Origin of the sequence: Chenggangzhangella methanolivorans (assembly GCF_042648545.1) — a bacterium.
In the GTDB taxonomy this organism is placed as follows: Bacteria; Pseudomonadota; Alphaproteobacteria; order Rhizobiales; family Methylopilaceae; genus Methylopila; species Methylopila methanolivorans.
Genome location: NZ_JBHRXS010000005.1, coordinates 369764 through 390664, shown reverse-complemented (window position 1 = coordinate 390664; position 20901 = coordinate 369764). Strand labels below are relative to the sequence as shown.

Annotated in this window: 19 protein-coding genes; 9 read left to right on the top strand and 10 right to left on the bottom strand. The window is 68.7% G+C overall.

Going from position 1 to position 20901, the window contains the following annotated elements:
• Window positions 1–289 precede the first annotated feature (289 nt).
• The 3 genes from ACFOWB_RS11200 to tesB form a co-directional block, all read right to left on the bottom strand.
• On the bottom strand, window positions 290–1651 hold the full coding sequence (locus tag ACFOWB_RS11200) for an ammonium transporter (RefSeq protein ID WP_378147306.1): 1362 nt from the start codon (window positions 1649–1651) through the stop codon (window positions 290–292).
• A gap of 52 nt (window positions 1652–1703) precedes the next feature.
• Window positions 1704–2042, bottom strand: a complete 339-nt coding sequence (locus ACFOWB_RS11195) for a P-II family nitrogen regulator (RefSeq protein WP_378147304.1) — start codon at window positions 2040–2042, stop codon at window positions 1704–1706.
• Window positions 2043–2438: 396 nt separating this feature from the next.
• Window positions 2439–3299, bottom strand: coding sequence for an acyl-CoA thioesterase II (gene tesB, locus ACFOWB_RS11190; protein ID WP_378147302.1), 861 nt, complete (start codon window positions 3297–3299; stop codon window positions 2439–2441).
• 155 nt (window positions 3300–3454) lie between these two features.
• Between tesB and ACFOWB_RS11185 the strand changes: the two genes are divergently transcribed.
• Together ACFOWB_RS11185 and ACFOWB_RS11180 are read left to right on the top strand one after the other, a co-directional pair.
• Window positions 3455–3643 (top strand): hypothetical protein, encoded by a 189-nt coding sequence (locus ACFOWB_RS11185; protein ID WP_378147299.1) that lies wholly within the window; start codon window positions 3455–3457, stop codon window positions 3641–3643.
• A 42-nt stretch (window positions 3644–3685) separates the two neighbouring features.
• Complete coding sequence (locus ACFOWB_RS11180) at window positions 3686–4870, top strand: FAD-dependent monooxygenase (RefSeq protein ID WP_261404867.1); 1185 nt, start codon at window positions 3686–3688, stop codon at window positions 4868–4870.
• Window positions 4871–5029: 159 nt separating this feature from the next.
• Here the strand turns inward: ACFOWB_RS11180 and ACFOWB_RS11175 are convergent, their stop codons facing one another.
• Genes ACFOWB_RS11175 through trxA form a run of 3 tightly spaced genes read right to left on the bottom strand, consistent with a single transcriptional unit; the run spans window position 5030 to window position 6817 of the window.
• Complete coding sequence (locus tag ACFOWB_RS11175) at window positions 5030–5233, bottom strand: Trm112 family protein (protein WP_261404868.1); 204 nt, start codon at window positions 5231–5233, stop codon at window positions 5030–5032.
• Window positions 5230–5898 (bottom strand): LON peptidase substrate-binding domain-containing protein, encoded by a 669-nt coding sequence (locus ACFOWB_RS11170; RefSeq protein WP_261404869.1) that lies wholly within the window; start codon window positions 5896–5898, stop codon window positions 5230–5232. The genes ACFOWB_RS11175 and ACFOWB_RS11170 overlap by 4 nt, the downstream gene beginning before the upstream one ends.
• A gap of 16 nt (window positions 5899–5914) precedes the next feature.
• On the bottom strand, window positions 5915–6817 hold the full coding sequence (trxA, locus tag ACFOWB_RS11165) for a thioredoxin (protein ID WP_261404870.1): 903 nt from the start codon (window positions 6815–6817) through the stop codon (window positions 5915–5917).
• Between the two features lie 204 nt (window positions 6818–7021).
• Between trxA and ACFOWB_RS11160 the strand changes: the two genes are divergently transcribed.
• Entirely contained in the window at window positions 7022–8296 is a 1275-nt protein-coding gene (locus tag ACFOWB_RS11160; protein ID WP_378147295.1) for an NAD(P)/FAD-dependent oxidoreductase, read from the top strand.
• 239 nt (window positions 8297–8535) lie between these two features.
• Here the strand turns inward: ACFOWB_RS11160 and ACFOWB_RS11155 are convergent, their stop codons facing one another.
• Window positions 8536–11142 (bottom strand): ABC transporter permease, encoded by a 2607-nt coding sequence (locus ACFOWB_RS11155; RefSeq protein ID WP_378147293.1) that lies wholly within the window; start codon window positions 11140–11142, stop codon window positions 8536–8538.
• Entirely contained in the window at window positions 11139–11822 is a 684-nt protein-coding gene (locus tag ACFOWB_RS11150) for an ABC transporter ATP-binding protein (RefSeq protein WP_261404872.1), read from the bottom strand. The genes ACFOWB_RS11155 and ACFOWB_RS11150 overlap by 4 nt, the downstream gene beginning before the upstream one ends.
• 112 nt (window positions 11823–11934) lie before the next feature.
• On the opposite strand from ACFOWB_RS11150, the gene ACFOWB_RS11145 reads away from it, so the two are divergent.
• From ACFOWB_RS11145 to ngg, 5 genes are all read left to right on the top strand, one after another.
• Entirely contained in the window at window positions 11935–12555 is a 621-nt protein-coding gene (locus tag ACFOWB_RS11145; protein WP_261404873.1) for an arylesterase, read from the top strand.
• A 177-nt stretch (window positions 12556–12732) separates the two neighbouring features.
• Window positions 12733–13785 carry an aldo/keto reductase gene (locus ACFOWB_RS11140; protein ID WP_378147290.1) on the top strand — a complete coding sequence of 351 codons (1053 nt, stop codon included), beginning with the start codon at window positions 12733–12735 and terminating at the stop codon, window positions 13783–13785.
• A 20-nt stretch (window positions 13786–13805) separates the two neighbouring features.
• Window positions 13806–14339, top strand: coding sequence for an RNA 2',3'-cyclic phosphodiesterase (thpR, locus tag ACFOWB_RS11135; RefSeq protein ID WP_261404874.1), 534 nt, complete (start codon window positions 13806–13808; stop codon window positions 14337–14339).
• 299 nt (window positions 14340–14638) lie between these two features.
• Window positions 14639–16411 carry an N-acetylglutaminylglutamine amidotransferase gene (locus tag ACFOWB_RS11130; RefSeq protein WP_261404875.1) on the top strand — a complete coding sequence of 591 codons (1773 nt, stop codon included), beginning with the start codon at window positions 14639–14641 and terminating at the stop codon, window positions 16409–16411.
• 122 nt (window positions 16412–16533) lie between these two features.
• Window positions 16534–18201 (top strand): N-acetylglutaminylglutamine synthetase, encoded by a 1668-nt coding sequence (gene ngg / locus ACFOWB_RS11125; protein WP_261405693.1) that lies wholly within the window; start codon window positions 16534–16536, stop codon window positions 18199–18201.
• Between the two features lie 78 nt (window positions 18202–18279).
• Here ngg and ACFOWB_RS11120 read toward each other — a convergent pair whose 3' ends face one another.
• Complete coding sequence (locus ACFOWB_RS11120; RefSeq protein ID WP_261404876.1) at window positions 18280–18423, bottom strand: hypothetical protein; 144 nt, start codon at window positions 18421–18423, stop codon at window positions 18280–18282.
• 227 nt (window positions 18424–18650) lie between these two features.
• On the opposite strand from ACFOWB_RS11120, the gene ACFOWB_RS11115 reads away from it, so the two are divergent.
• On the top strand, window positions 18651–19811 hold the full coding sequence (locus ACFOWB_RS11115) for an osmoprotectant NAGGN system M42 family peptidase (protein WP_378147285.1): 1161 nt from the start codon (window positions 18651–18653) through the stop codon (window positions 19809–19811).
• Between the two features lie 76 nt (window positions 19812–19887).
• Here ACFOWB_RS11115 and ACFOWB_RS11110 read toward each other — a convergent pair whose 3' ends face one another.
• Entirely contained in the window at window positions 19888–20859 is a 972-nt protein-coding gene (locus ACFOWB_RS11110) for a type II secretion system F family protein (RefSeq protein WP_378147283.1), read from the bottom strand.
• Between the last annotated feature and the right edge of the window lie 42 nt (window positions 20860–20901).

The following is a 20901-nucleotide window of genomic DNA, read 5'->3' as shown; positions in this document are numbered from 1 at the left end:
GACGCGCGTCGAAGTCCGCGCGATTCTGTCCGCCTTCGTGCCGCATCCGTTACGCCAACCTGTCCTAGGTTTTTGGCCCGTCATGCGGGCCGGTCTTCCTTTAGACGTTAGCCAAAGACGGTTAAGGGGCGCTTACCTCCCACGGCCCCGTGATCGGAAATTGATCGTCCGAACAGCGTCGCCTCGTTTTCGAGCCGAACTCATGAACGCGAAAAGGCCCCGGGGTCGCCGGGGCCTTCGCTTGCTTTCGGAGAGCTCGGCGCGGTCCGCGAGGGACCGCGTCGACGGCTCAGGAGTGGTAGGCGCGCTCGCCGTGCGAGGTGAGGTCGAGGCCTTCGCGCTCGGCTTCCTCGGTGACGCGCAGGCCGATGACCACGTCGATGATCTTGTACAGGATGAAGCTCACCACGCCGGTCCAGACGATCGTGACGCCGATCGCCTTGATCTGGGTGATGACCTGGCCGACCATCTCGTAGTCCTTGACGCCCATGCCGCCGAGAGCCGGGCTCACGACGATGCCGGTGCCGATCGCGCCGATGATGCCGCCGACGCCGTGGATGCCGAACACGTCGAGGCTGTCGTCATAGCCGAGCGCGTTCTTCACGCTGGTGCAGAACAGGTAGCAGACGACGCCGGCCACGAGGCCGAGCACGATCGCGCCCATCGGACCGGACACGCCGGCCGCCGGGGTGATGGCGACGAGGCCCGCGACCATGCCGGAGGCGAGGCCCAGCATGCTCGGCTTGCCCTTGGAAGCCCACTCCACGAGCATCCACGCCACGCCGGCCGCGGCGGTCGCGACGAAGGTGTTGAGGACCGCGAGGGTGGTGGTGGCGTTGGCTTCGAGGTTGGAGCCGGCGTTGAAGCCGAACCAGCCGACCCACAGGAGGCCGGCGCCGATGAGGGTCATCGGCAGGTTGTGCGGGGCGAGGATGTCCTTGCCGTAGCCGATGCGCTTGCCGAGCACGAGCGCGCCGACCAGCGCCGCGACGCCCGAGTTGATGTGAACAACCGTGCCGCCGGCGAAGTCGAGCGCGCCCCAGCCGAAGATCAGGCCGTTGGACGCCCAGACCATGTGGGCGATCGGGAAGTACACGAAGGTGGCCCAGAGCACCGCGAACACGATGGCGGCCGAGAACTTGATGCGCTCCGCGAAGCCGCCGATGATCAGCGCCGGGGTGATGGCCGCGAAGGTCATCTGGAAGGCGATGAAGGCGAATTCGGGGATCTTCACGTCGGCCGAGAAGGTGTCGGACAGCGACTCGGTGGTGACGCCCATCAGGAACATCTTGGACAGGTCGCCGATGAAGGCGTTGCCGCCCGAGAAGGCGAGGCTGTAGCCGTAGACGACCCACACCAGCATCATCACGCAGGCGATGGTCGACACCTGCATCAGGATCGACAGCATGTTCTTGGCGCGCACCAGGCCGCCGTAGAACAGCGCGAGGCCCGGGACGGTCATCAGCAAGACGAGGACCGCAGCGGTCATCATCCAGGTCACGTCGCCCTTATTGACGGTGGCCGCGGCGGCGGCCGGCGCGGCGGCTTCGGCGGCGGGCGCCGCGGCGTCCTGCGCGAAGGCGGCGCCGGCGGCCATCAGGCCGACGGCGAGCGCCGGCGCTCCCCAGCGAAGTACGGAACTCAGTTTCATCAAGGTGCTCCCGAAGAGATCGAAATGGTTGAAGGCGCTTGGGGTCGGCGCCTTACAGCGCGTCGGTGTCGGTCTCGCCGGTGCGGATGCGCACCGCCTGGTCGATCGAGTAGACGAAGATCTTGCCGTCGCCGATCTGGCCGGTCTTGGCGGCCGCGGCGATCGCCTCGACGACCTTGTCGACGGAGCCGGCGGCGACCGCGACCTCGATCTTGAGCTTCGGCAGGAAGCTCACGGCGTATTCGGCGCCGCGATAGATCTCGGTGTGTCCCTTCTGGCGGCCGTAGCCCTTGACCTCGGTGACCGTCAGGCCGTGGACGCCGATGCCGGTGAGGGCGTCGCGCACCTCGTCCAGCTTGAACGGCTTGATGATGGCCATCACAAATTTCATGCGTCGCGTTCCCCGTTGGACCGCCGCTTCCCTGACGGACGAGAAGCCGCGGGAGCGATCGAGTGGTGACGATGTCGGGGCCTACGGACAAAACCCGTCCGGAGCGCCTCGCCGGCCCCCGGAATTCAAGTCGCGTGCCAACTCCTGCCGCGGGCGACAAGCGCTTGATTCTAGGGGTGCTTAAGAAACTGGCGCCGACAGCGGCAGGCGCTGCGCCGGGGAGCTGATCAATTTCTGATCTTATTGGCTAATTTTCGTGCATCAAATGTGGACGTCGTGGGGCGACGTTTGGAACTTGCGCAGAAAACGTGCATGCACGGGTTTTGTTCAGGGCGAGCGGCGCGGCTCGACGCTCGGATGGCGAGCGTCGGCGGCGCACGAAAACCACGGCGTGCGTCAGTCTTTGCGACGCCGCCGGATCAACCCTTCCTGCGCGACCGAGGCCACGAGCTCGCCCGCCTCGGTGTAGATCCGCCCGCGGGTGAAGCCGCGGGCGCCGCCCGCAAAGGGGCTGTCCTGAGTGTAGAGCAGCCACTCGTCGGCGCGGAACGGTCGGTGGAACCAGAGCGCGTGGTCGAGGCTCGCGGCCTGGATCTCGCCGGAGAACACCGTCGAGCCGTGCGCCACGAGCGCGGCGTCCAGCAGCGTCATGTCGGAGGCGTAGGCCAGCACGCATTGATGGATGGCCGGATCGTCCGGCAGCGGCGCGGTGGCGCGGATCCAGACGCTCTGCTCGGGCGGGCGCGGCTTGCCGTCGACATAGCGCATCGGGTCGCAGTGCCGGAGCTCGATCGGCCGCTCGCGCTCGAAATAGCTTCGGATCGCCTGCGGCATGGTCGGCATCATCTGCTCCTTGAGCACCTTCTCGCTCGGGAGCTGATCGGGCCGAGGCACGTCCGGCGCGTCCATCTGGTGGGCGTAGCCCTCCTCGTCGAGATGGAACGAGGCCGCCATCGAGAAGATCGCCTGCCCGTGCTGGATGCCGTTGACGCGGCGCGTGACGAAGCTGCGCCCGTCGCGGATGCGGTCGACCTCATAGATGATCGGGGCCGCGGGATCGCCGGGCCGCATGAAGTAGCCGTGCAGCGAGTGCGGAAACCGTCCCTCGACCGTGCGGGTCGCCGCCACCAGCGCCTGGCCCACCACCTGCCCGCCGAAAACCCTCTGCCAGCCCGTCTGGGGCGACTGTCCGCGGAAGAGATTCACCTCGAGAGGCTCGAGATCGAGGATGCGCAGCAGGTCGTCGACGGCGGACATCGGGCGTTGGCGCCTTCTGATGTGGATCGGCCGGGCCAGCATCGACGCGGGACCGCCGCCGTCAAGCCGAACGTTCGGTCGGCGGCGAAATGGATCCGGGCGGCGGCGCGCGGCGTTATGGACGTCAGATCGCGCTTTCCGAGGTTTTCCGCCCCATGCTCACCCTCGTTCTCACCGTCTGCCTCCAGGCGGAGCCCACCCGCTGCAAGGACGAGCGGATCGACTTCAACGGCTCGGCGACGGCGTGCCTGGTGCAGGGCTCGCCCATCATCGCCGAATGGGGATCCGACCATCCCGAATGGACGATCAAGTCGTGGAAATGCGGACGCAGCCGCGAGGGCTGAGAGGCCGCGACGACCATTGATCCCGTGCTAGGGTCGCGCCCGATGACACGCGTCGCGCCGCCCCCCTCTCCCATTCTCGACGTCGCCGTCGCAGGCGCCGGACCGACGGGGTTCGTGACGGCGCTCGCGCTGCGACGCGCGCTCGGGCCTTCGCTGCGCATCGGCGTGTTCGATCCCGGCCTCGCCCGATCCGGACCGGCCGATGCGCGCGCCTCGATGATCGCGGCGGACGGTCGACGGCTTCTGCAGGACATCGGCGGCTGGCCGGAGACCGCCTTTCCGGTCTCAGGCCTGCGCATCACCGACAGCCGGCTCGAGGACGCGCTGCGCCCGACCTTCCTGGAGCTCGACGACGCCGGACGCGACGAGCCCTTCGCCCATATGGTCTTCGACGCGGAACTGCGCGCGCGCCTGCGCGCCGCGGCCGACGACGGCGAGATCCCGCTCCGCGCCGAAGCGATCGACGGCTTTCATGCGGGTCCGGGCCGGCTGACGCTCGTCCTGTCGTCGGGGGAGAACGTCTCGGCGCGGCTCCTCGTCGCCGCAGACGGCGCCCGCTCCCTCGTTCGCGCCTCCGCGCGGATCGCGACCCACGCCTTCGCCTATGACCAGACCGCGCTCGTCGCGACGTTGAGCCACGACGGCCCGCATGGCGGCGTCGCCGTGCAGCACTTCCTGCCCGGCGGCCCCTTCGCCATGCTGCCGCTCGACGAGGGCCGGTCGTCTCTGGTCTGGAGCGAGCGCCGCGAGACCGCCGCGACGATGGCGGCGGCCGACGACGCGGCCTTCCTCGCCGAGGTCGAGAGGCGCGCGGGGCCCGACTATGGGGCGATCAGGCTTGCGGGCGCCCGCGGCGCCTTCCCGCTGCGCTTCCTGCTGGCGCGCAGCTTCGTGGGAACCCGCGTCGCGCTCGTGGGCGACGCCGGGCACGTGGTGCATCCGCTCGCCGGACAAGGCTTCAATCTCGCGCTGCGCGACGTCGCGGCGTTGGCGAGGGTCGTGGCGGAGGCCGCGCGGCGCGGCGACGACATCGGCTCCGATGCTTCGCTCGCGCCCTACGAGCGCGCCCGCCGGTTCGAGGCCGCGAGCCTCGGCGCGGCGACCGACGGACTCTACCGCCTGTTCTCAAGCTCCGCGACGCGCACGCTGCGGGACGTCGGAATGGGGCTGGTCGACCGGGCGCCGGGTCTCAAGGCCAGGATCGTCGGGGCGGCGACGGGACGTTAGCGGCGCGCCATCCCAACCGAAGAGCCGGGATGATCCGGGACGGCTCCAGCCACCCCTCGGAGGGCGTCGGTTCTGGATCCCGGGTCAAACCCGGGATGACGGCTGCGGCGGTTCCGGCGATCGCGCCACCGGGCGACGAGACGTCGCGCTCTGGCTTCGTCAGCCCTCGATCGCGCGGGCCTCGTCCGGCAGCATGATCGGAATGCCGTCGCGGATCGGATAAGCGAGCTTGGCGGGCCGGGAGATCAGCTCCTGCCGTTCGGCGTCATAGCTCAGCGTCGCCTTGGTCAGCGGGCAAACCAGGATCTCGAGCAGCTTGGGGTCGATCTGCCTGTCGGAACGGCGGTCGGTCACGTCGGTCATTGCAGGGACGAGCTCGCATCTCCACGGGCGCGGGCGAGATCCATCTCGGTCACGGCGACCAGGATCTCGGCGCGGGATTTCAGGTCGGCGGCCTCGAGCAGGGCTTGCTTCTCGCGTGGACCAAACGGGCTCATCATCGCGAGCGCGTTGACGAGCGCCTCGTTCGGCGCGCGGCGGATGCCGTCCCAGTCGGCCTCAAGGCTGTTGGCCGTCAGATAGTCCTTCAAGGTCTTGAGCAGCGCCTCGCGGTCGACCTCGTCCTGGCCCTCGCCGGGCGCGAGATCGAGCGCGAACTCGGCGAAGTTCGCCTTCACCTGCCGATAGGGCGTGCCGACGCCGAGCTCCTCGACGATGCGGAACCGCGAGACGCCGGTCAGCGTCACGAGATAGCGGCCGTCTCCGGTCTCTCCAAAGGCGGTGAGCCGCCCCGCGCATCCGATGCGCACAAGGTCGGGCCGATCGTCGTCGTCGGTCTCGGGATCGGGCTGGATCATGCCGATGATCCGGTCGCCGCGGATGGCGTCCTCGATCATCGCGAGATAGCGCGGCTCGAAGATGTTGAGCGGCATCTCGCCCCGCGGCAGCAGGAGCGCGGCGCGCAGCGGGAACACCGGAATGACCTCCGGCAGATCCTCGGCCTTGTGATAGGTGACGTTCGAAGCCATCGCCGGGACGAGCCTATCAGGCGAACAGCAGCGACGACAGCCGCTTGCGGCCAAATACCGTGTTCTCGTCCTTAAAGCCCCAGGCCTCGAACAGCTTCACGAGCTCCTTGCGGGCGCCGTCGTCGTTCCAGGCGCGGTCGCGCTTGACGATGTCGAGCAGGTGCTCGACCGCCTCCCTCTTGAGGCCCGCGGCCGCAAGCCCGACAGCGAGGTCGAAGCGGGACTGGTGGTCGGCGGGGTCGGCCGCGACCTTGGCCTCGAGCGGCGCGAGGTCGCCGACGGCGGCTGCGCGCTCGGCGAGATCGATCTGGGCCTTCACGGCCGCGACCGCGGCATCGCCCGCAGGCGCGGATTCGAGCGTCTCCTTGGCGCCCTGCAGGTCGCCGAGCGCGACGCGGGCGCGGGCGAGGCCGGCGAGCGCGCCGACGTCTTCCGGATCCTCGGCGAGCAGCGCCATGAAGATTTCGGCTGCGCCGGCGGCGTCGCCGGCCTCAAGCGCGCCCTCGGCTTCGGCGCGGACGTCGCCGGCCTCGTCAGGCAGCGCCTCGCCCAGCATGCGCTCGACGAAGGCCTGGACCTGCGCCTCCGGCAGCGCGCCCATGAAGCCGTCGATCGGCTGGCCACGCTGGAAGCAGATCACCGCCGGGATCGACTGGATGCCGAGCTGCCCCGCGATCTGCGGGTGCTCGTCGATGTTCATGGTGGCGAGCTTGACCTTGCCGCCGGCCGCCTTCACCACCTTTTCGAGCACAGGCGTCAGGGTGCGGCACGGTCCGCACCAGGGCGCCCAGAAGTCGACGAGAACAGGAGTCTGCACAGAGGCCTGCACCACGTCGGTCATGAAGGTCTGCGTGGTGGTGGCGACGATCAGGCCGTCGGCCGGATTGGCGGCGGGCGTGTCCCCGGCGAGCATCGTCATAAAGTCTCCGTCGTGTCGCGCGCGCGGATGCTTTCCAAGCGCCGCGCCACAGATGGGCGAAGCCAGGCGCGAATGCAAACCTCGAGGCTCGCGCTTTTCGCCCCGCCCTGCGCGCCGCGCAGGACGCATTGGACGGATTGGCATGACGCTGCACTGCACAAAATCTGATATGGAGCGCTCGCGCGTTCAGGAGAACTAAACATCATGGCAGTCGAAGCGACCACGTCCGCCCGCCGAAAAGTCGTCATCGTGGGCGGCGGTTTCGCAGGCCTTACGGCCGCGACCAAGCTCGCCAAGGCGGATGTCGACGTCACGGTTCTAGACCGCCACAACTACCACTGCTTCCAGCCCCTGCTCTATCAGGTGGCGACCGCCGAGCTGTCGCCCGCCGATATCGCCTGGCCGATCCGCCACGTCCTGCGCCGCCAGAAGAACGCCCGAGTGCTGCTCGGGGACGTGACCGCGATCGACGTCGAGGGCCGCAAGGTGGTGGCCGACACCGGGACCTTCGAATTCGACGAGCTCATCCTCGCGACCGGCGCGCGCCACTCCTATTTCGGCAATGACGACTGGGAGAAGTCGGCACCCGGCCTCAAGCGCATCGAGGACGCCACGATCATCCGCCGCCGCCTGCTGATGGCTTTCGAGCGCGCCGAGCTGTCGGAGAATCCCGCCGAGCGCGAGAGCCTCCTCACCTTCGCGATCGTGGGCGCAGGTCCGACCGGCGTCGAGCTCGCCGGCGCGATCATCGAGGTGGCGCGGCAGGTGATGCCGAGCGAATTCCGCCACATCGACCCGCGCACCGCCCGCGTCATCCTGATCGAGGCCGGCCCCCGCGTGCTGCCGGCCTTCCCCGAGGCGCTCACCGACTACACCCGCCGCTCGCTCGAGAAGATGGGCGTCGAGGTGATGACCGACACCCGCGTGACCCATGTGGACGACAAGGGCGTCGATCTCGCCAACGGCCGCCTCGACGCCGCCACCGTGATCTGGGCCGCCGGCGTCATCGCCTCGCCGGCCGGCCGCTGGCTCGGCGCGGAGACCGACCGCGCGGGCCGGGTCATCGTCCAACCGAATCTGACGGTGCCGGGCCACGAGAACATCTTCGTCGTCGGCGACACCGCGACGGCCAAGCGGCCCGACGGACAGGACGTCCCCGGCGTCGCCCCCGCGGCGAAGCAGATGGGCGCCTACGTGGCCGACGTCATCGCCTCGCGGGTCCGCGGCGCGGTGCCGCCGCCAGCATTCCACTACCGCCACCAAGGAGACGTCGCCACGATCGGCCGGCGATCTGCCGTGATCAAGATGCCCTACATGAACCTAACCGGTTTCACCGCCTGGCTCGTGTGGTGCGTGGCGCACATCTACTTCCTGATCGGAGCCCGCAACCGCATCGCGGTCGCCTTCAAGTGGGTCTGGGACTTCATGACCTTCCAGCGAGGCGCCCGTCTTATTACCGATCAGCGCGACCAGATCTGACGAAAGTCTTAGCGCCAAACATTCGGAAAAGCGGAACTATGTCCTAACGGGCCGGGTTGACTCCCCATTGGGTCCGTTAGGAGGCGACGATGCTTAAGGGCGGTCTCTTATGGCTTATCGGTATCCCGCTCCCGATCATCCTCATCTTGTGGTTGCTTGGATACCTGAGCTGATGCCCGCATGAGGCGACGTCCCGGACCGCCGAAAGGCTGGTCCGGGACGGCTTCGACGCCTCTGCGTCACAGGCTCCTGAGGTGCCGCGCCGGCTTTTCGCCGAGCACGCGCCATGTCCCGATCAGGCCGATCGCGATGGTCGCGGCGAGCGCGCCGGCGGAGATGATCGCCGCGCCCGCGGGATCGAACACGAACGTCACCTTCATGATCTGCGTGGTGACGCCCCAGGCGGCGAGCGACCCGACCACAAGTCCGAAGACCGCCGTCACCGCGCCCAGGATCGCATATTCGGCCGCAAACGCCGCGATCAGCCGGCCGCGCGTCGCGCCGAGCGTCTTCAGCACCACCGCCTCATAGACCCGTCTGCGATGGCCGGCCGCCAGCGCGCCAGCGAGCACCATGACGCTTGCGAGCAGCGTGACGCCGCTCGCCACCCGGATGGCGAAAGCGAGGTTCTCGACGACTGCCGAGACGGTCGTCAACGCGTCCTTCACGCGGATCGCGGTGATCGAGGCGTGGGCCTTGGTGGCGTCGCGCAGCAACTCGAACTCGCGCGCGTCCGACGCGCCGTCCGGGAACGTCACCGTGGCGAGGTTCATGTAGGGCGCGCCGCGGAAGGCGTTCGGCGAGAACACCATGAAGAAGTTGATGCCGAGCGTCTCCCAGTCGATCTCGCGGAAGTTCGCGACCTTGGCGGTGATGACCCGGCCGAGGATGTTGACCCCGACCTCGTCGCCGATCTTCAGCCCGAGCGCCTTGCCGAGGCGCTGGTCGAAGGAGACGAGCGGCTCGCCGGCGTAGTCCTTCGGCCACCAATCGCCCTCGACGATGCGCGAGCCCTCCGGAATCTCCTCGGCGAAGGTGACGCCGCGATCGCCGCGCAGCGCCCAGCGATATTCCGGATCGACCTTCTGTTCCGACAGCGGCTCGCCCCGAATGGTCGAGAACGATCCGCGCAGCATCGGCACCATGTCGAGCTTGGCGTCCGGCTCCTTCTGCTGGACGAGCTTCGCGAAGGCGTCCTTCTCGGAGCCGGGGATGTCGAGGAAGAAGAACGCGGGCGCGCGTTGCGGCAGTTCGCGCGTGAGCTGCTGGCGGATCGAGGCGTCGATCAGGGTCAGCGTCACGAGCAGCACGAGGCCGAGGCCAAGCGACAGCACGACCGATGGCGTCAGCGCGCCCGGACGGTGGACATTGGCGAGCGCGAGGCGAAGCTCGGTGCGCTTCGGCCGCGGCGCCCAGGCGGCGAGCCGCATGATGCCGGAGGCGACGAGCCGGAGCGCCAGGAACGTCGCCGCGGTCGCGACGACGAAGGTCTGGGCGATGCGCTGGTCATAGGAGGCCGCGATCGCGAGCCAGCCGAGCGCGATGGCGAGCGCCGCGGTCGCGATCACGTAGATCGGCCGCGGATAGCGCCGCTCCGGCGCGACGGCGTCGCGGAAGAGCGCCGCGACCGGCACGTCGTGCGCGCGCCCGAGCGGCCACACCGCGAAGGCGAGCGCGGTCAGGGCGCCGTAAGCAAGCGCAAGCAGCAGTTCGCGCGGATAGACCGAGGCCTCGATCGGCAGCGGCAGCACGGTCTCGAGCGCCGCGACGGCCGCAAAGGGTATGGCCGCGCCGACCGCGAGGCCCATGGCGATGCCGACGAGCGCGATCGCGGACACCTCGACGAGATGGATGAGGAAGACCGTGCGGCCCGAAGCGCCGACGCTCTTCATGATGGCGATGGTGGCGCGCTTGCGCTCGACAAAGGCCGCGACGGCGTTCGCGACGCCGACCCCGCCGACCACGAGCGCGGCAAGGCCGACGATCGTCAGGAACTCGGTGAAGCGCCCGATGTTGCGCTCGAGCTGCGGGGCGGCGTTGAAGCGGCTGCGGGTGGAGAAGCCGGCTTCCGGCGCCTGTTTTTCGACGTCCGTCACGAGCGCGCGGGTCGCGGCGTCGGCGTCGGCGGAGGGCGGCAGCGCGACGCGGTAGGAATAGCGCACGAGGCTCCCGGGCTGCACGAGGCCGGAGCGCTTCAGCGCCTCGTCCGACACGATCATGCGCGGCCCGAAGCCGATGCCCTCGGAGAGCTTGTCGGGTTCGCGCGTCAGCGTCGCGCGGATGTCGAACTCGCTCGTGCCGACGGTGAGGCGGTCGCCGATCTTGAGGCCGAAGCGGGTGAGCACGGCCGGATCGACCGCCGCGCCGAAGCGTCCGTCCCTCTCGGAAAGCGCGTCGGAGAGCGGGATCGCAGGTTCGATCGTCGCCGCGCCGACCAGCGGCCAGGCGCGGTCGACGGCCTTGAGCTCGACCAGGGTCGCGTCGCCCGAGGCGGCGCGCGCCATGGCGCGCAGCGTCGCCACTTCCGAAACCCGGCCCTTGGACTCGAGCAGCGCGCGCTGTGGCGGGGTCGCCTCCTGGTGATGCACAGAGAACGAGGCGTCGCCGCCGAGAATCGTGCGGCCTTCGCGCGCCATCCCCTCGGTGAGGCCGCGCGCGAGCGAGCCGACGCCCGCGATCGCCGCGACGCCGAGCGCGAGGCACATCAGGAAGACGACGAAGCCCTTTGCGCCGCCGCGCAGCTCGCGCGCGGCGAGCCGCAGGATGACGGCGAGCTTTCCGGGATTGCTGACGGACGCGGCGCGACGGGCCGAACCCGCCGCCTCGGCATGCGGGAGGTTGGTCACGCGGCGGCGTCCGTCACGGTCTCGATCCGGCCCGAGCGCAGCCGCACCACGCGGCCGCAGCGTGCGGCGAGCGCGGGATCATGGGTGACGAGCACCAGCGTCGCGCCGCGCTCGGCTGTCTTGGCGAAGAGAAGGTCGGCGATCTGCTTGCCGGTCGTCTCGTCGAGATTGCCCGTCGGCTCGTCGGCCACGAGGATTTCGGGCCGGTTCGACAGCGCGCGGGCGAGCGCCACGCGCTGCTGCTCGCCGCCCGACATCTGGGCCGGATGATGGTGCAGCCGCTCGGCGAGGCCGACCGCCCGCAGCTCGGCCTCCGCCCGCTCGAACGCGTCCGGCTCGCCGGCGAGCTCGAGCGGCACCGCGACGTTCTCGAGCGCCGTCATGGTCGGGATGAGGTGGAAGGCCTGGAACACGACCCCTATGTTCCGGCCGCGAAAGCGCGCCAGCGCGTCTTCGCCGAGGACGGCGACGTTCTCGCCCAGCACCGTCACCGCGCCGGAGTCCGGCCGCTCCAGCCCCGCGAGCACCATCAACAGCGTGGACTTTCCCGACCCAGAGGGGCCGACGAGGCCGACGGCCTCGCCCTTCTCGATCGAGAGGCTCACGCCCTTGAGGATGTGGACGCGGGCGGGGCCGGAGCCCAGCGCGACGTTGACGTCACGGAGTTCGATCGCCGTCATGAAGCCGTTGATCCATGTCCTTAAGAACGCCGGTGTATCGCGGCGCAACATCGGCGCAGATAGCGACGCGATTGCGGCGTTCCAACCGTCGCGGCGGATGGTGGCGGCAGGAATGGCGTTCGCTCTCGCAGGCGTGATGATCTCCGAGGCTTCCTCCGCAGCCCAGCCGATCAAGCTCGTGGCCTTCGGTGACAGCCTGACGGCGGGCTACGGCGTCGGCCCGGCGGACGCCTTTCCGGTCAAGCTCGCGGCCGCGCTCAAGGCCAAGGGACGGGACGTCGCGATCTCGAACGCAGGCGTGTCCGGCGACACCGCGAGCGGCGGGGCGGACCGGGTGGACTGGTCAGTCCCCGAGGGCACGCAAGGCGTGATCCTTTCGCTCGGCGCCAACGACATGCTGCGCGGCGTCGACCCGAAGACGACGCGCGCCGCGCTGACCCGCATCCTCGACCGACTTCAGGCGCGCAAGATTTCGGTGATGCTCGCCGGCATGCGGGCCGCGCCGAACCTCGGACTGGACTACGGAAAATCGTTCGAGAAGATCTACACGGATCTCGCAAGCGAGCGCGGGCTGACGCTCTACCCGTTCTTCCTCGAGGGCGTCGCGGGCGACCGCTCGCTGAACCAGACCGACGGCATCCACCCCAACCCGAAGGGCGTCGACGTGATCGTGGCCGGCATGCTGCCGAAGGTCGAGGAGTTCCTCGACAAGATCGAGGCCGGCCGCAGCTGAATCCAGAACGCCCGCAGCTTTCACGGAAGACGCTCAGACCGTCATCGCGACCGCAGAGCCGGGACCCACAAACGCGACGACGCAGAATGCCCGGTCTCGCCGCAGGCGACGCGTCCCGGCTCACCCGCCGGGACGACGACGGGGCCTTCTCCGTCCACTTCGAAAGGACGTTCACCCATGGAAATGCGCAAGCTCGGCCGCACGGGGCTCGACGTTAGCCTTGTCTGCCTCGGCACGATGACGTTCGGCGAGCAGAACACCGAAGCCGAAGGCCACGCCCAGATGGACCGGGCGAAGGACGCGGGCGTCAACTTCCTCGACGCCGCCGAGCTCTATCCGATCCCGCCGAAGCCCGAGACGCAGGGGCGCACCGAGGAGACCATCGGCACATGGCTCAAGAGCCGCGGCGGGCGCGACAAGGTCGTGGTCGCGACCAAGGCGGTGGGCCGGACCGCGATGCCCCAGTTCCGCGACGACGGCAAAGGCGCGCGCCTCTCGCGCGGGCAGCTTCGAGAAGCGGTCGAGAAGAGCCTGAGGAGGCTCCAGACCGACTATATCGACCTCTACCAACTGCACTGGCCGGACCGGGAGGTCAGCCAGTTCGGCGCGAACCCGGTCACGTTCAGGACCGTCGCGCCGGCGCCCGACGAGGTACCGATCGGCGAGACTCTGGAGGCGCTCCAGGAGTTCGTCGCCGAGGGCAAGATCCGGCATGTGGGCCTCTCGAACGAGAGCGCCTGGGGGACGATGCGCTTTCTGGCCGAGAGCGACGCCGGCCGCGGCCCGCGCGTGGCCTCGATCCAGAACGGCTACAACCTCGTCAACCGCACATTCGAGACCGCACTCGCCGAAGTCGCGCTGCGCGAGGACGTCGGTCTGCTGGCCTATTCGCCGCTCGCGCAGGGCTATCTGACAGGCAAGTATCGGAACGGCGCGCTGCCGGACGGCTCGCGCAAGAAGCTGTTCGACCGGCTGCAGCGCTACGAGGGGCCGGGCGCCGAGGAGGCGATCGGGGCCTATCTCGATCTTGCTGGGGAGATCGGCTGGAGCCCTGGCGATCTCGCCTTGCGTTTCGCCGCGACGCGTCCTTTCGTGACCTCCGTGATCATCGGCGCGACCACGATGGAGCAGCTCGACCAGGATCTCGCGGCCTTCGACAGGCGGTGGAGCGCCGAGATCGAGGCGCGGGTCGACGCGATCCACGCCGCCCGCCCCAACACCTGCCCATAAGGCCAGAAGGAGCGTCACGCGTGCCGCGGCTGTTCACCGCCCTCGAGGTTCCCGAAGACGTGGCGCAGGCGCTCGCGACCTATCGCGGCGGGCTTTCGGGCGCGCGCTGGATCGACGTCGAGAACTATCACGTCACCCTGCGCTTCCTCGGCGACATCGAGGAGGAGGTCGCGCAGGAGGCCGCCTATCTGTTGGGGCAGGTGCGGCGCGCGCCCTTCGAGGTGACGATCGAGGGGCTCGACGCCTTCGGCGGCGACCGGCCGCGCGCGCTGATCGCGCGCATCGCGCCCTCCCCCGCCATCGTCGAGCTGCAGGCCGAGCACGAGCGGCTGATGCGGCGCGCGGGACTGCCGTCGGAAAAGCGCAAGTTCGCGCCGCATGTCACGCTCGCGCGGCTGCGCGACGCCTCCCCGCGGGCGGTCGCGGACTATCTCGGATTGCGGGGAGGCCCTCCCGGGCTGACGTTCCGCGCCGACCAGTTCGTGATCTATTCGTCGCGCGATTCCGTCGGCGGAGGCCCTTACGTGATGGAGGCCGCCTACCCGCTGAGGTGAGGCGCGGCGTCTCCGCCCCCTCTCCCGCGGGCGGGAGAGGGTAAGGGTGAGGGGGTCAGCGCAGAGGCCAGACCGGAGCGCCCGTCCGCGCGGACGGGCGTCTTTCTGAAACTGCAGCGCCAAATCCCCTCATCCTTACCTTCTCCCGTAAACGGGAGAAGGAACGGCGAGCGCTCCCGCCTCTCTTTCCTAGGCCGGCGCCCGTTCTTTCAGCGTGCCTCTTGGCGTTCCAAGACTCGATTTCGCTCATTCGCGCCATAGGTTGCAGCGCACAAGGCGAAACTGGACGATCTCAAAACATGTGCGGAATCTGTGGTGAAGCGACCTTCCTGGGGCAGCCGGCCTCGGTCGAGGCGGTGGCGGCGATGTCTGGCTGCATGGTGCCTCGCGGGCCCGACGGCGACGGCGTCGTCTCGCGCGGACGGGTCGCGTTCGGCCATCGCCGGCTGAAGATCATCGATCTGTCCGAAAAGGCCGAGCAGCCGATGGTCGACCCGACGCTCGGGCTCACCATCGTGTTCAACGGCTGCATCTACAATCACAAGGAGCTGCGCGCCGAGCTCGAGCAGAAGGGCTACCGCTTCTTCTCCGACGGCGACACGGAAGTCATCGTCAAGGGCTGGCACGCCTGGGGAACCGAGCTTCCGAAGAAGCTCTTCGGCATGTTCGCGATCGCGATCCACGAGCGCGACACCGGCCGCGTGATCCTCATCCGCGACCGGCTCGGCATCAAGCCGCTCTATGTGTCTGAAGGCAACGGGCGGCTCCGGTTCTCGTCCTCGCTGCCCTCGCTGCTCGCGGCGGGCGGCGTCGACACCTCGATCGATCCCGCGGCGCTCAACGCCTACATGTCGTTCCATTCAGTGGTTCCGGCGCCGCGCACGATCCTTGCGGGCGTGCGCAAGCTGCCGCCCGCGACGCTCAAGATCTGGGAGCCGGACGGCCGCACCAAGGAGGAGGTCTACTGGCAGGTCTCCTACGAGCGGACCGCCGCCGACATCGGCAAGACCTTCGACGACTGGCGCGAGGAGGTGCACGCCTCGCTGCGCACCGCCGTGAAGCGCCGCATGGTGGCGGACGTGCCTGTCGGCGTGCTGCTTTCGGGCGGCGTCGACTCGTCGGTCGTCGTGGCGCTGCTGGCCGAGCTCGGCCACGAGAAGATCGAGACTTTCTCGATCGGCTTCGAGGCGCGCGGCGGCGAGGAAGGCGACGAGTTCAAGTACTCCGACATCATCGTCGACAAGTTCAAGACCTCGCACCACAAGATCATGATCGAGGAGCGCCGGATGCTCGACGCGCTTCCGGGCGCGATCCAGGCGATGTCCGAGCCGATGGTGAGCCACGACTGCGTGGCCTTCTACCTGCTGTCGGAAGAGGTGCGGAAGCACGTCACCGTCGTGCAGTCGGGCCAGGGCGCCGACGAGATTTTCGCCGGCTATCATTGGTATCCGAAGGTCAACGCCTCGAACGCGCCGGTCGACGACTACGCCAAGGCGTTCTTCGACCGCGACCATGCGACCTATCTCAGCCATGTCAGCGACGCTTACGGCGGCGCCGACCATGCGCGCGCCTTCGTCGAGGAGCACTTCGCCATGGCCGGCGCGGACGACGCTGTCGACAAGGCGCTGCGCCTCGACTCGACCGTCATGCTGGTCGACGACCCGGTGAAGCGCGTCGACAACATGACCATGGCGCATTCGCTCGAGGCCCGCGTGCCGTTCCTCGACCACGAACTGGTCGAGCTCGCGGCCCGCATCCCCGGCGAGCACAAGCTCGCCGACGGCGGCAAGGGCGTTCTGAAGGATCTCGCGCGCCACATCGTGCCGAAGGAGATCGTCGATCGGCCGAAGGGCTACTTCCCGGTGCCGGGCCTGAAATATCTCGAGGGCCAGACGCTCGAGATGGTGCGCGACGCGCTCGGTTCGCAAAAAGCCCGCGAGCGCGGCCTGTTCCGGCCCGAATATCTCGACAAGCTGTTCGAGAACCCCGCCGAGCACATCACGCCGCTCAGGGGATCGGAACTCTGGCAATGCGCGTTGCTGGAGGTCTGGCTGCAGACGCACGGCGTCTGAGCGCGTTCGGCGCCTCCGGCGCTGCGAGTCGAACTGGAAATATGAGAAAGGCCCGACCGATGTCAGCAGCCCTCGCCGAGAGCGACACTGCAGGGGCGGACTCCCCCGCGCGCCCGACCGCGATGCGGCCCGACGTGACCGTGGATTGCGGCTGGGGCCGCCTCCTATTCGCGCAGACCTTCGCCGACCCCAAGGTGCTGGCCGAGGCGCTGCGCGAGGAGGGTCCGGACCAACGCGACATCGCCTGCTACGTCAACGACCCGCATGTGCTGATCGCCCAGGCGCCGCTCGAGCTTTTCCTCGATCCGAGCCACATGTTCCGGCTCGATCTCGGCGCTTACGAACCGTCCGACCGCGACAACCGCGCGGTCCATGTGCGCCGGCTTTCGGACGCGCAGGACATCGAGGCGATCAGCCGGATCTACTCGGCGCGCCACATGGTCTCGGCGCGGCCCGACTTCTACGAACGCCACCGCGACGACGACACGCTCGTGCATCTCGTCGCGCAGGACGTGCGCACCCATGAGATCGTCGGCGTGGTCACGGGCGTCGACCATGTGCTGGCGTTCGACGACACCGAGAAAGGCTCGTCGCTCTGGTGCCTCGCGGTCGATCCGCAGTCGCGCCATCCGGGCGTCGGCGAGATGCTGGTGCGAAGCCTCGCGGAGCTGTTCAAGGAGCGCGGCGCGGCCTTCATGGACTTGTCCGTCATGCACGACAACGAGCTCGCCATCGGCCTCTATGAGAAGCTCGGCTTCGAGCGCCGCTACACCTTCTCGATCAAGCGCCGGAACTACATCAACGAGCGCCTGTTCGTCGGCGAGCCCGGCGTCGACGGGCTGAACCCCTACGCCAAGATCATCGTGGACGAGGCGCGCCGCCGCGGCATCGGCGTCGAGGTCACGGACGCCGAGGGCGGCTTCTTCCGCCTGACCCATGGCGGCCGGTCGCTGGTGTGCCGCGAGAGCCTGTCGGAGCTCACCACCGGCATCGCGATGTCGATCTGCGACGACAAGGCGGTGACCCGCCGCGCGGTTGCGAAGGCCGGCGTCGTGGCCCCGGACCAGATCGAGGCCGGCGACCGCGAGGCTTTGGAGGCCTTCCTCGAAAAGCACGGCGCGGTCGTCGTGAAGCCCGCCCGCGGCGAACAGGGCCGCGGCATCACGGTCGGGCTCGACACGATTGAGGATCTCGAGGCCGCGATCGAGGACGCCAAAGCGTTCTGCGACCGCGTCGTGGTCGAGCAGATGGTCGAGGGCGAGGACCTCCGCATCATCGTCATCGACTTCAAGCTGGTGGCGGCCGCCATCCGCCGCCCCGCTCACGTCATCGGCGACGGCAAGACCACGATCCGCGAGCTGATCGAGAAGCAGTCGAAGCGCCGGCAGGCGGCGACGGGCGGCGAAAGCTCGATCCCGATGGACGGGCAGACGGAGAAGTGCGTCGCCAAGGCCGGCTACGCGATGGACGACGTCGCGCCGGAGAACAAGGTGATCATGGTCCGCAAGACCGCGAACCTGCACACCGGCGGCACCATTCACGACGTCACCGGCGAGGTGCATCCCGCGCTCGTCGAGGCGGCGGTGAAATGCGCGCGGGCGATCGACATCCCGGTCTGCGGTATCGACTTCATGGTGACGTCGCCGCGCGGGCCGGACTACGCCTTCATCGAGTGCAACGAGCGCCCGGGCCTCGCCAACCACGAGCCGCAGCCGACCGCCGAGCGGTTCATCGACTTGCTGTTCCCGCTGTCGATGCCCGCCGCCGTGCGGCGCGTCGGCCTCGGATGAGTGACGCAGCGCAGCACAAAGAAAAAGGCCGCCCCGAGGGGCGGCCTGAAGTCAGGGAAGATTACGCAGGTACGAAAATCAGAGGCCGAAGGGATAGTCGCGATGGGCGCGATGCAGAGCGCGGCCCTGCTCCTCGAAGAAGGCCTCGAACTCCGAGAAGAAGCGAGAGAAGAAGCTCAGCGAGAAGGGCGCGGAGACGACCTTGAGCACGGCGGCGGTCATGGCGATGTCCTTTCAGTCTGGGCGCTAAAGCAGCCCGCGTCGTTCGATGACGACAATCTGGCATGCCAAATGCCCGAACTGAACGGCCGTTCTGGCATGCCAGTCATGCTTCGCACGCGCAGCAAAGCTTAAATCCTCATTCAACCCTGCCGGGGGCGGACCGTCGGCCGATCCATGTTATGGAGGCCGCCCGCCGACTCAGCCCTCCCAAACCGGATCGGTGATCCATGCCGCGTCTCGACGTCGACATCGACTACCTCGCCGAGCAGCTCAAGGGACTGCTCAAGATCCCGAGCCCCACGGGCTTCACCGACACCATCACCCATGCGGTGGTGGACGAGCTCGTCAGGCTCGGCGTCGAGCCCGAGGTCACCCGCCGCGGCGCGATCCGCGCGAAGCTTAAAGGTCGGGTGAAGGATCCGAGCCGCGCGCTCATCGCCCATCTCGACACGCTCGGCGCGCAGGTGAAGCTGCTCAAGTCCAACGGCCGGCTCGAGCTCGTGCCGATCGGCAACTGGTCGGCGCGCTTCGCCGAAGGCGCGCGCGTCACGATCTTCACCGAGGCCGGCGCCTATCGCGGCTCGATTTTGCCGCTCAAGGCCTCGGGCCACACCTACAACGACGAGATCGACAGCCAGCCGACCGGCTGGCAGCACGTCGAGCTGCGCGTCGACGCGCTTGTGCGCGACGTCGCGGACCTGCAGCGCCTCGGCTTCCATGTCGGCGACGTGGTGGCGATCGACACCCAGGCCGAGTTTCTCGACAACGGCTTCATCGTCTCGCGCCACCTCGACGACAAGGCCGGCGTCGCGATCCTGCTGACGGCGCTGAAGGCGATCGTTGAGTCGGGCAAGAAGCCGCCGGTCGACACATGGTTCGTGCTGTCGATCGCCGAAGAGGTCGGGGTCGGGGCCGCCGCCGTTCTGCCGCACGACGTCGCCGCCATGGTGACGATCGACAACGGCACCACGGCTCCGGGCCAGAACTCCGACGAGTTCGGCGTGACCATCGCGATGGCCGACCAGACCGGTCCGTTCGACTACCATCTCACCCACGAGCTGATCCGGCTCGCGCGCGAGAACGACATCCGCCACCAGCGCGACGTGTTCCGCTACTACCGCTCGGATTCGGCCTCCGCCATCGAGGCGGGAGCGGACGTGCGCACGGCGCTCGCGACCTTCGGGGTCGACGCGTCCCATGGCTACGAGCGCATCCACATGCATGCGCTGCGCTCGCTCGCCGAGCTCATGACCGCCTATGTGACGAGCCCGATCGACATCAAGCGCGACGCCAAGCCGATCGGCGACATCGAGGGCTTCACGCACCAGCCGACCGCGCCGGCCGAGCCCGACATCGAGCCGGGCGAGACGATGCCGGCGACCGATTGAGGTCCGCCGGCGGCGTCTGTCTCGGAAGACGATCCCGGATCGGCCTGCGGCCGTCCGGGACGACGGCGTGGCCGCCTTACTTCACCGCCATGACGGTGATGTAGGCCGGGCCGAGGATCACGACGAAGATCACCGGCAGGAAGAACACGATCATCGGCACGGTGAGCTTGGGCGGCAGCGCCGCGGCCTTCTTCTCGGCCTCGGCCATGCGGGTGTCGCGGCTGTCCTGGCTGAGCGTCCGGAGCGCCTGGGCGACCGGCGTGCCGTATTTGTCGGCCTGGATGAGCGCGGTCGCGACCGACTTCACGGAGTCGAGGTCGGTGCGCTTGCCGAAGTTCTCATAGGCCAGACGACGGTCCTGCAGGTAGGACATCTCGGCCATCGTCAGCGTCAGCTCTTCGGCGAGCACGACCGACTGCGATCCGATCTCGTCCGCGACCTTGCGGAACGCCGCCTCGATCGACATGCCGGACTCGACGCAGATCAGCATCAGGTCGAGCGCGTCCGGGAACGCCTTGCGGATCGACTGCTGGCGCTTCGACGTCTGGTTCTTGAGGAACAGCTCCGGGGCCTTCACGCCGAGCAGCGCGATGCCGACGATCGCGCCGGCGCGCATCATCGGATCGAGGCCGAAATCGTCGACCACGAACAGATAGAAGCTGCCGATGATGATGAAGCCGATCGGCGCGACGAGGCGGAAGAACAGGAAGGTGGTCATCGCGCCCGGACCGCGATAGCCGGCCATCTGCAGGCGCTCCTTGGCGTCTTCGGTGCCGAGGTGCTTGGACAGGTTGAACTGCGAGACGACGCTCTGCATGTAGGCGCGCGGCTCGAGCTTCAGCCCCTTGGCGCCGCGGGCGAGGCGCTCGCGTTCGCGCGCCCGGATGCGGGAGCGCTCGGTCGCCACCGCCTTCATGCGCCGCGCGAGCGGGTCGGTGGCGAGCAGCGGCATGCCGAGGCTGATCACCGTCGCCATCGCGGCGACGGCCGCGAGCAAGCCGGCGAGCGCGCGCGGATCGTTCACCATCGAGATGATCTGCTGGAACACGGTCCCTCGCCTTCCCCGTACGCTTCGTCGTCCTGCTTCGCC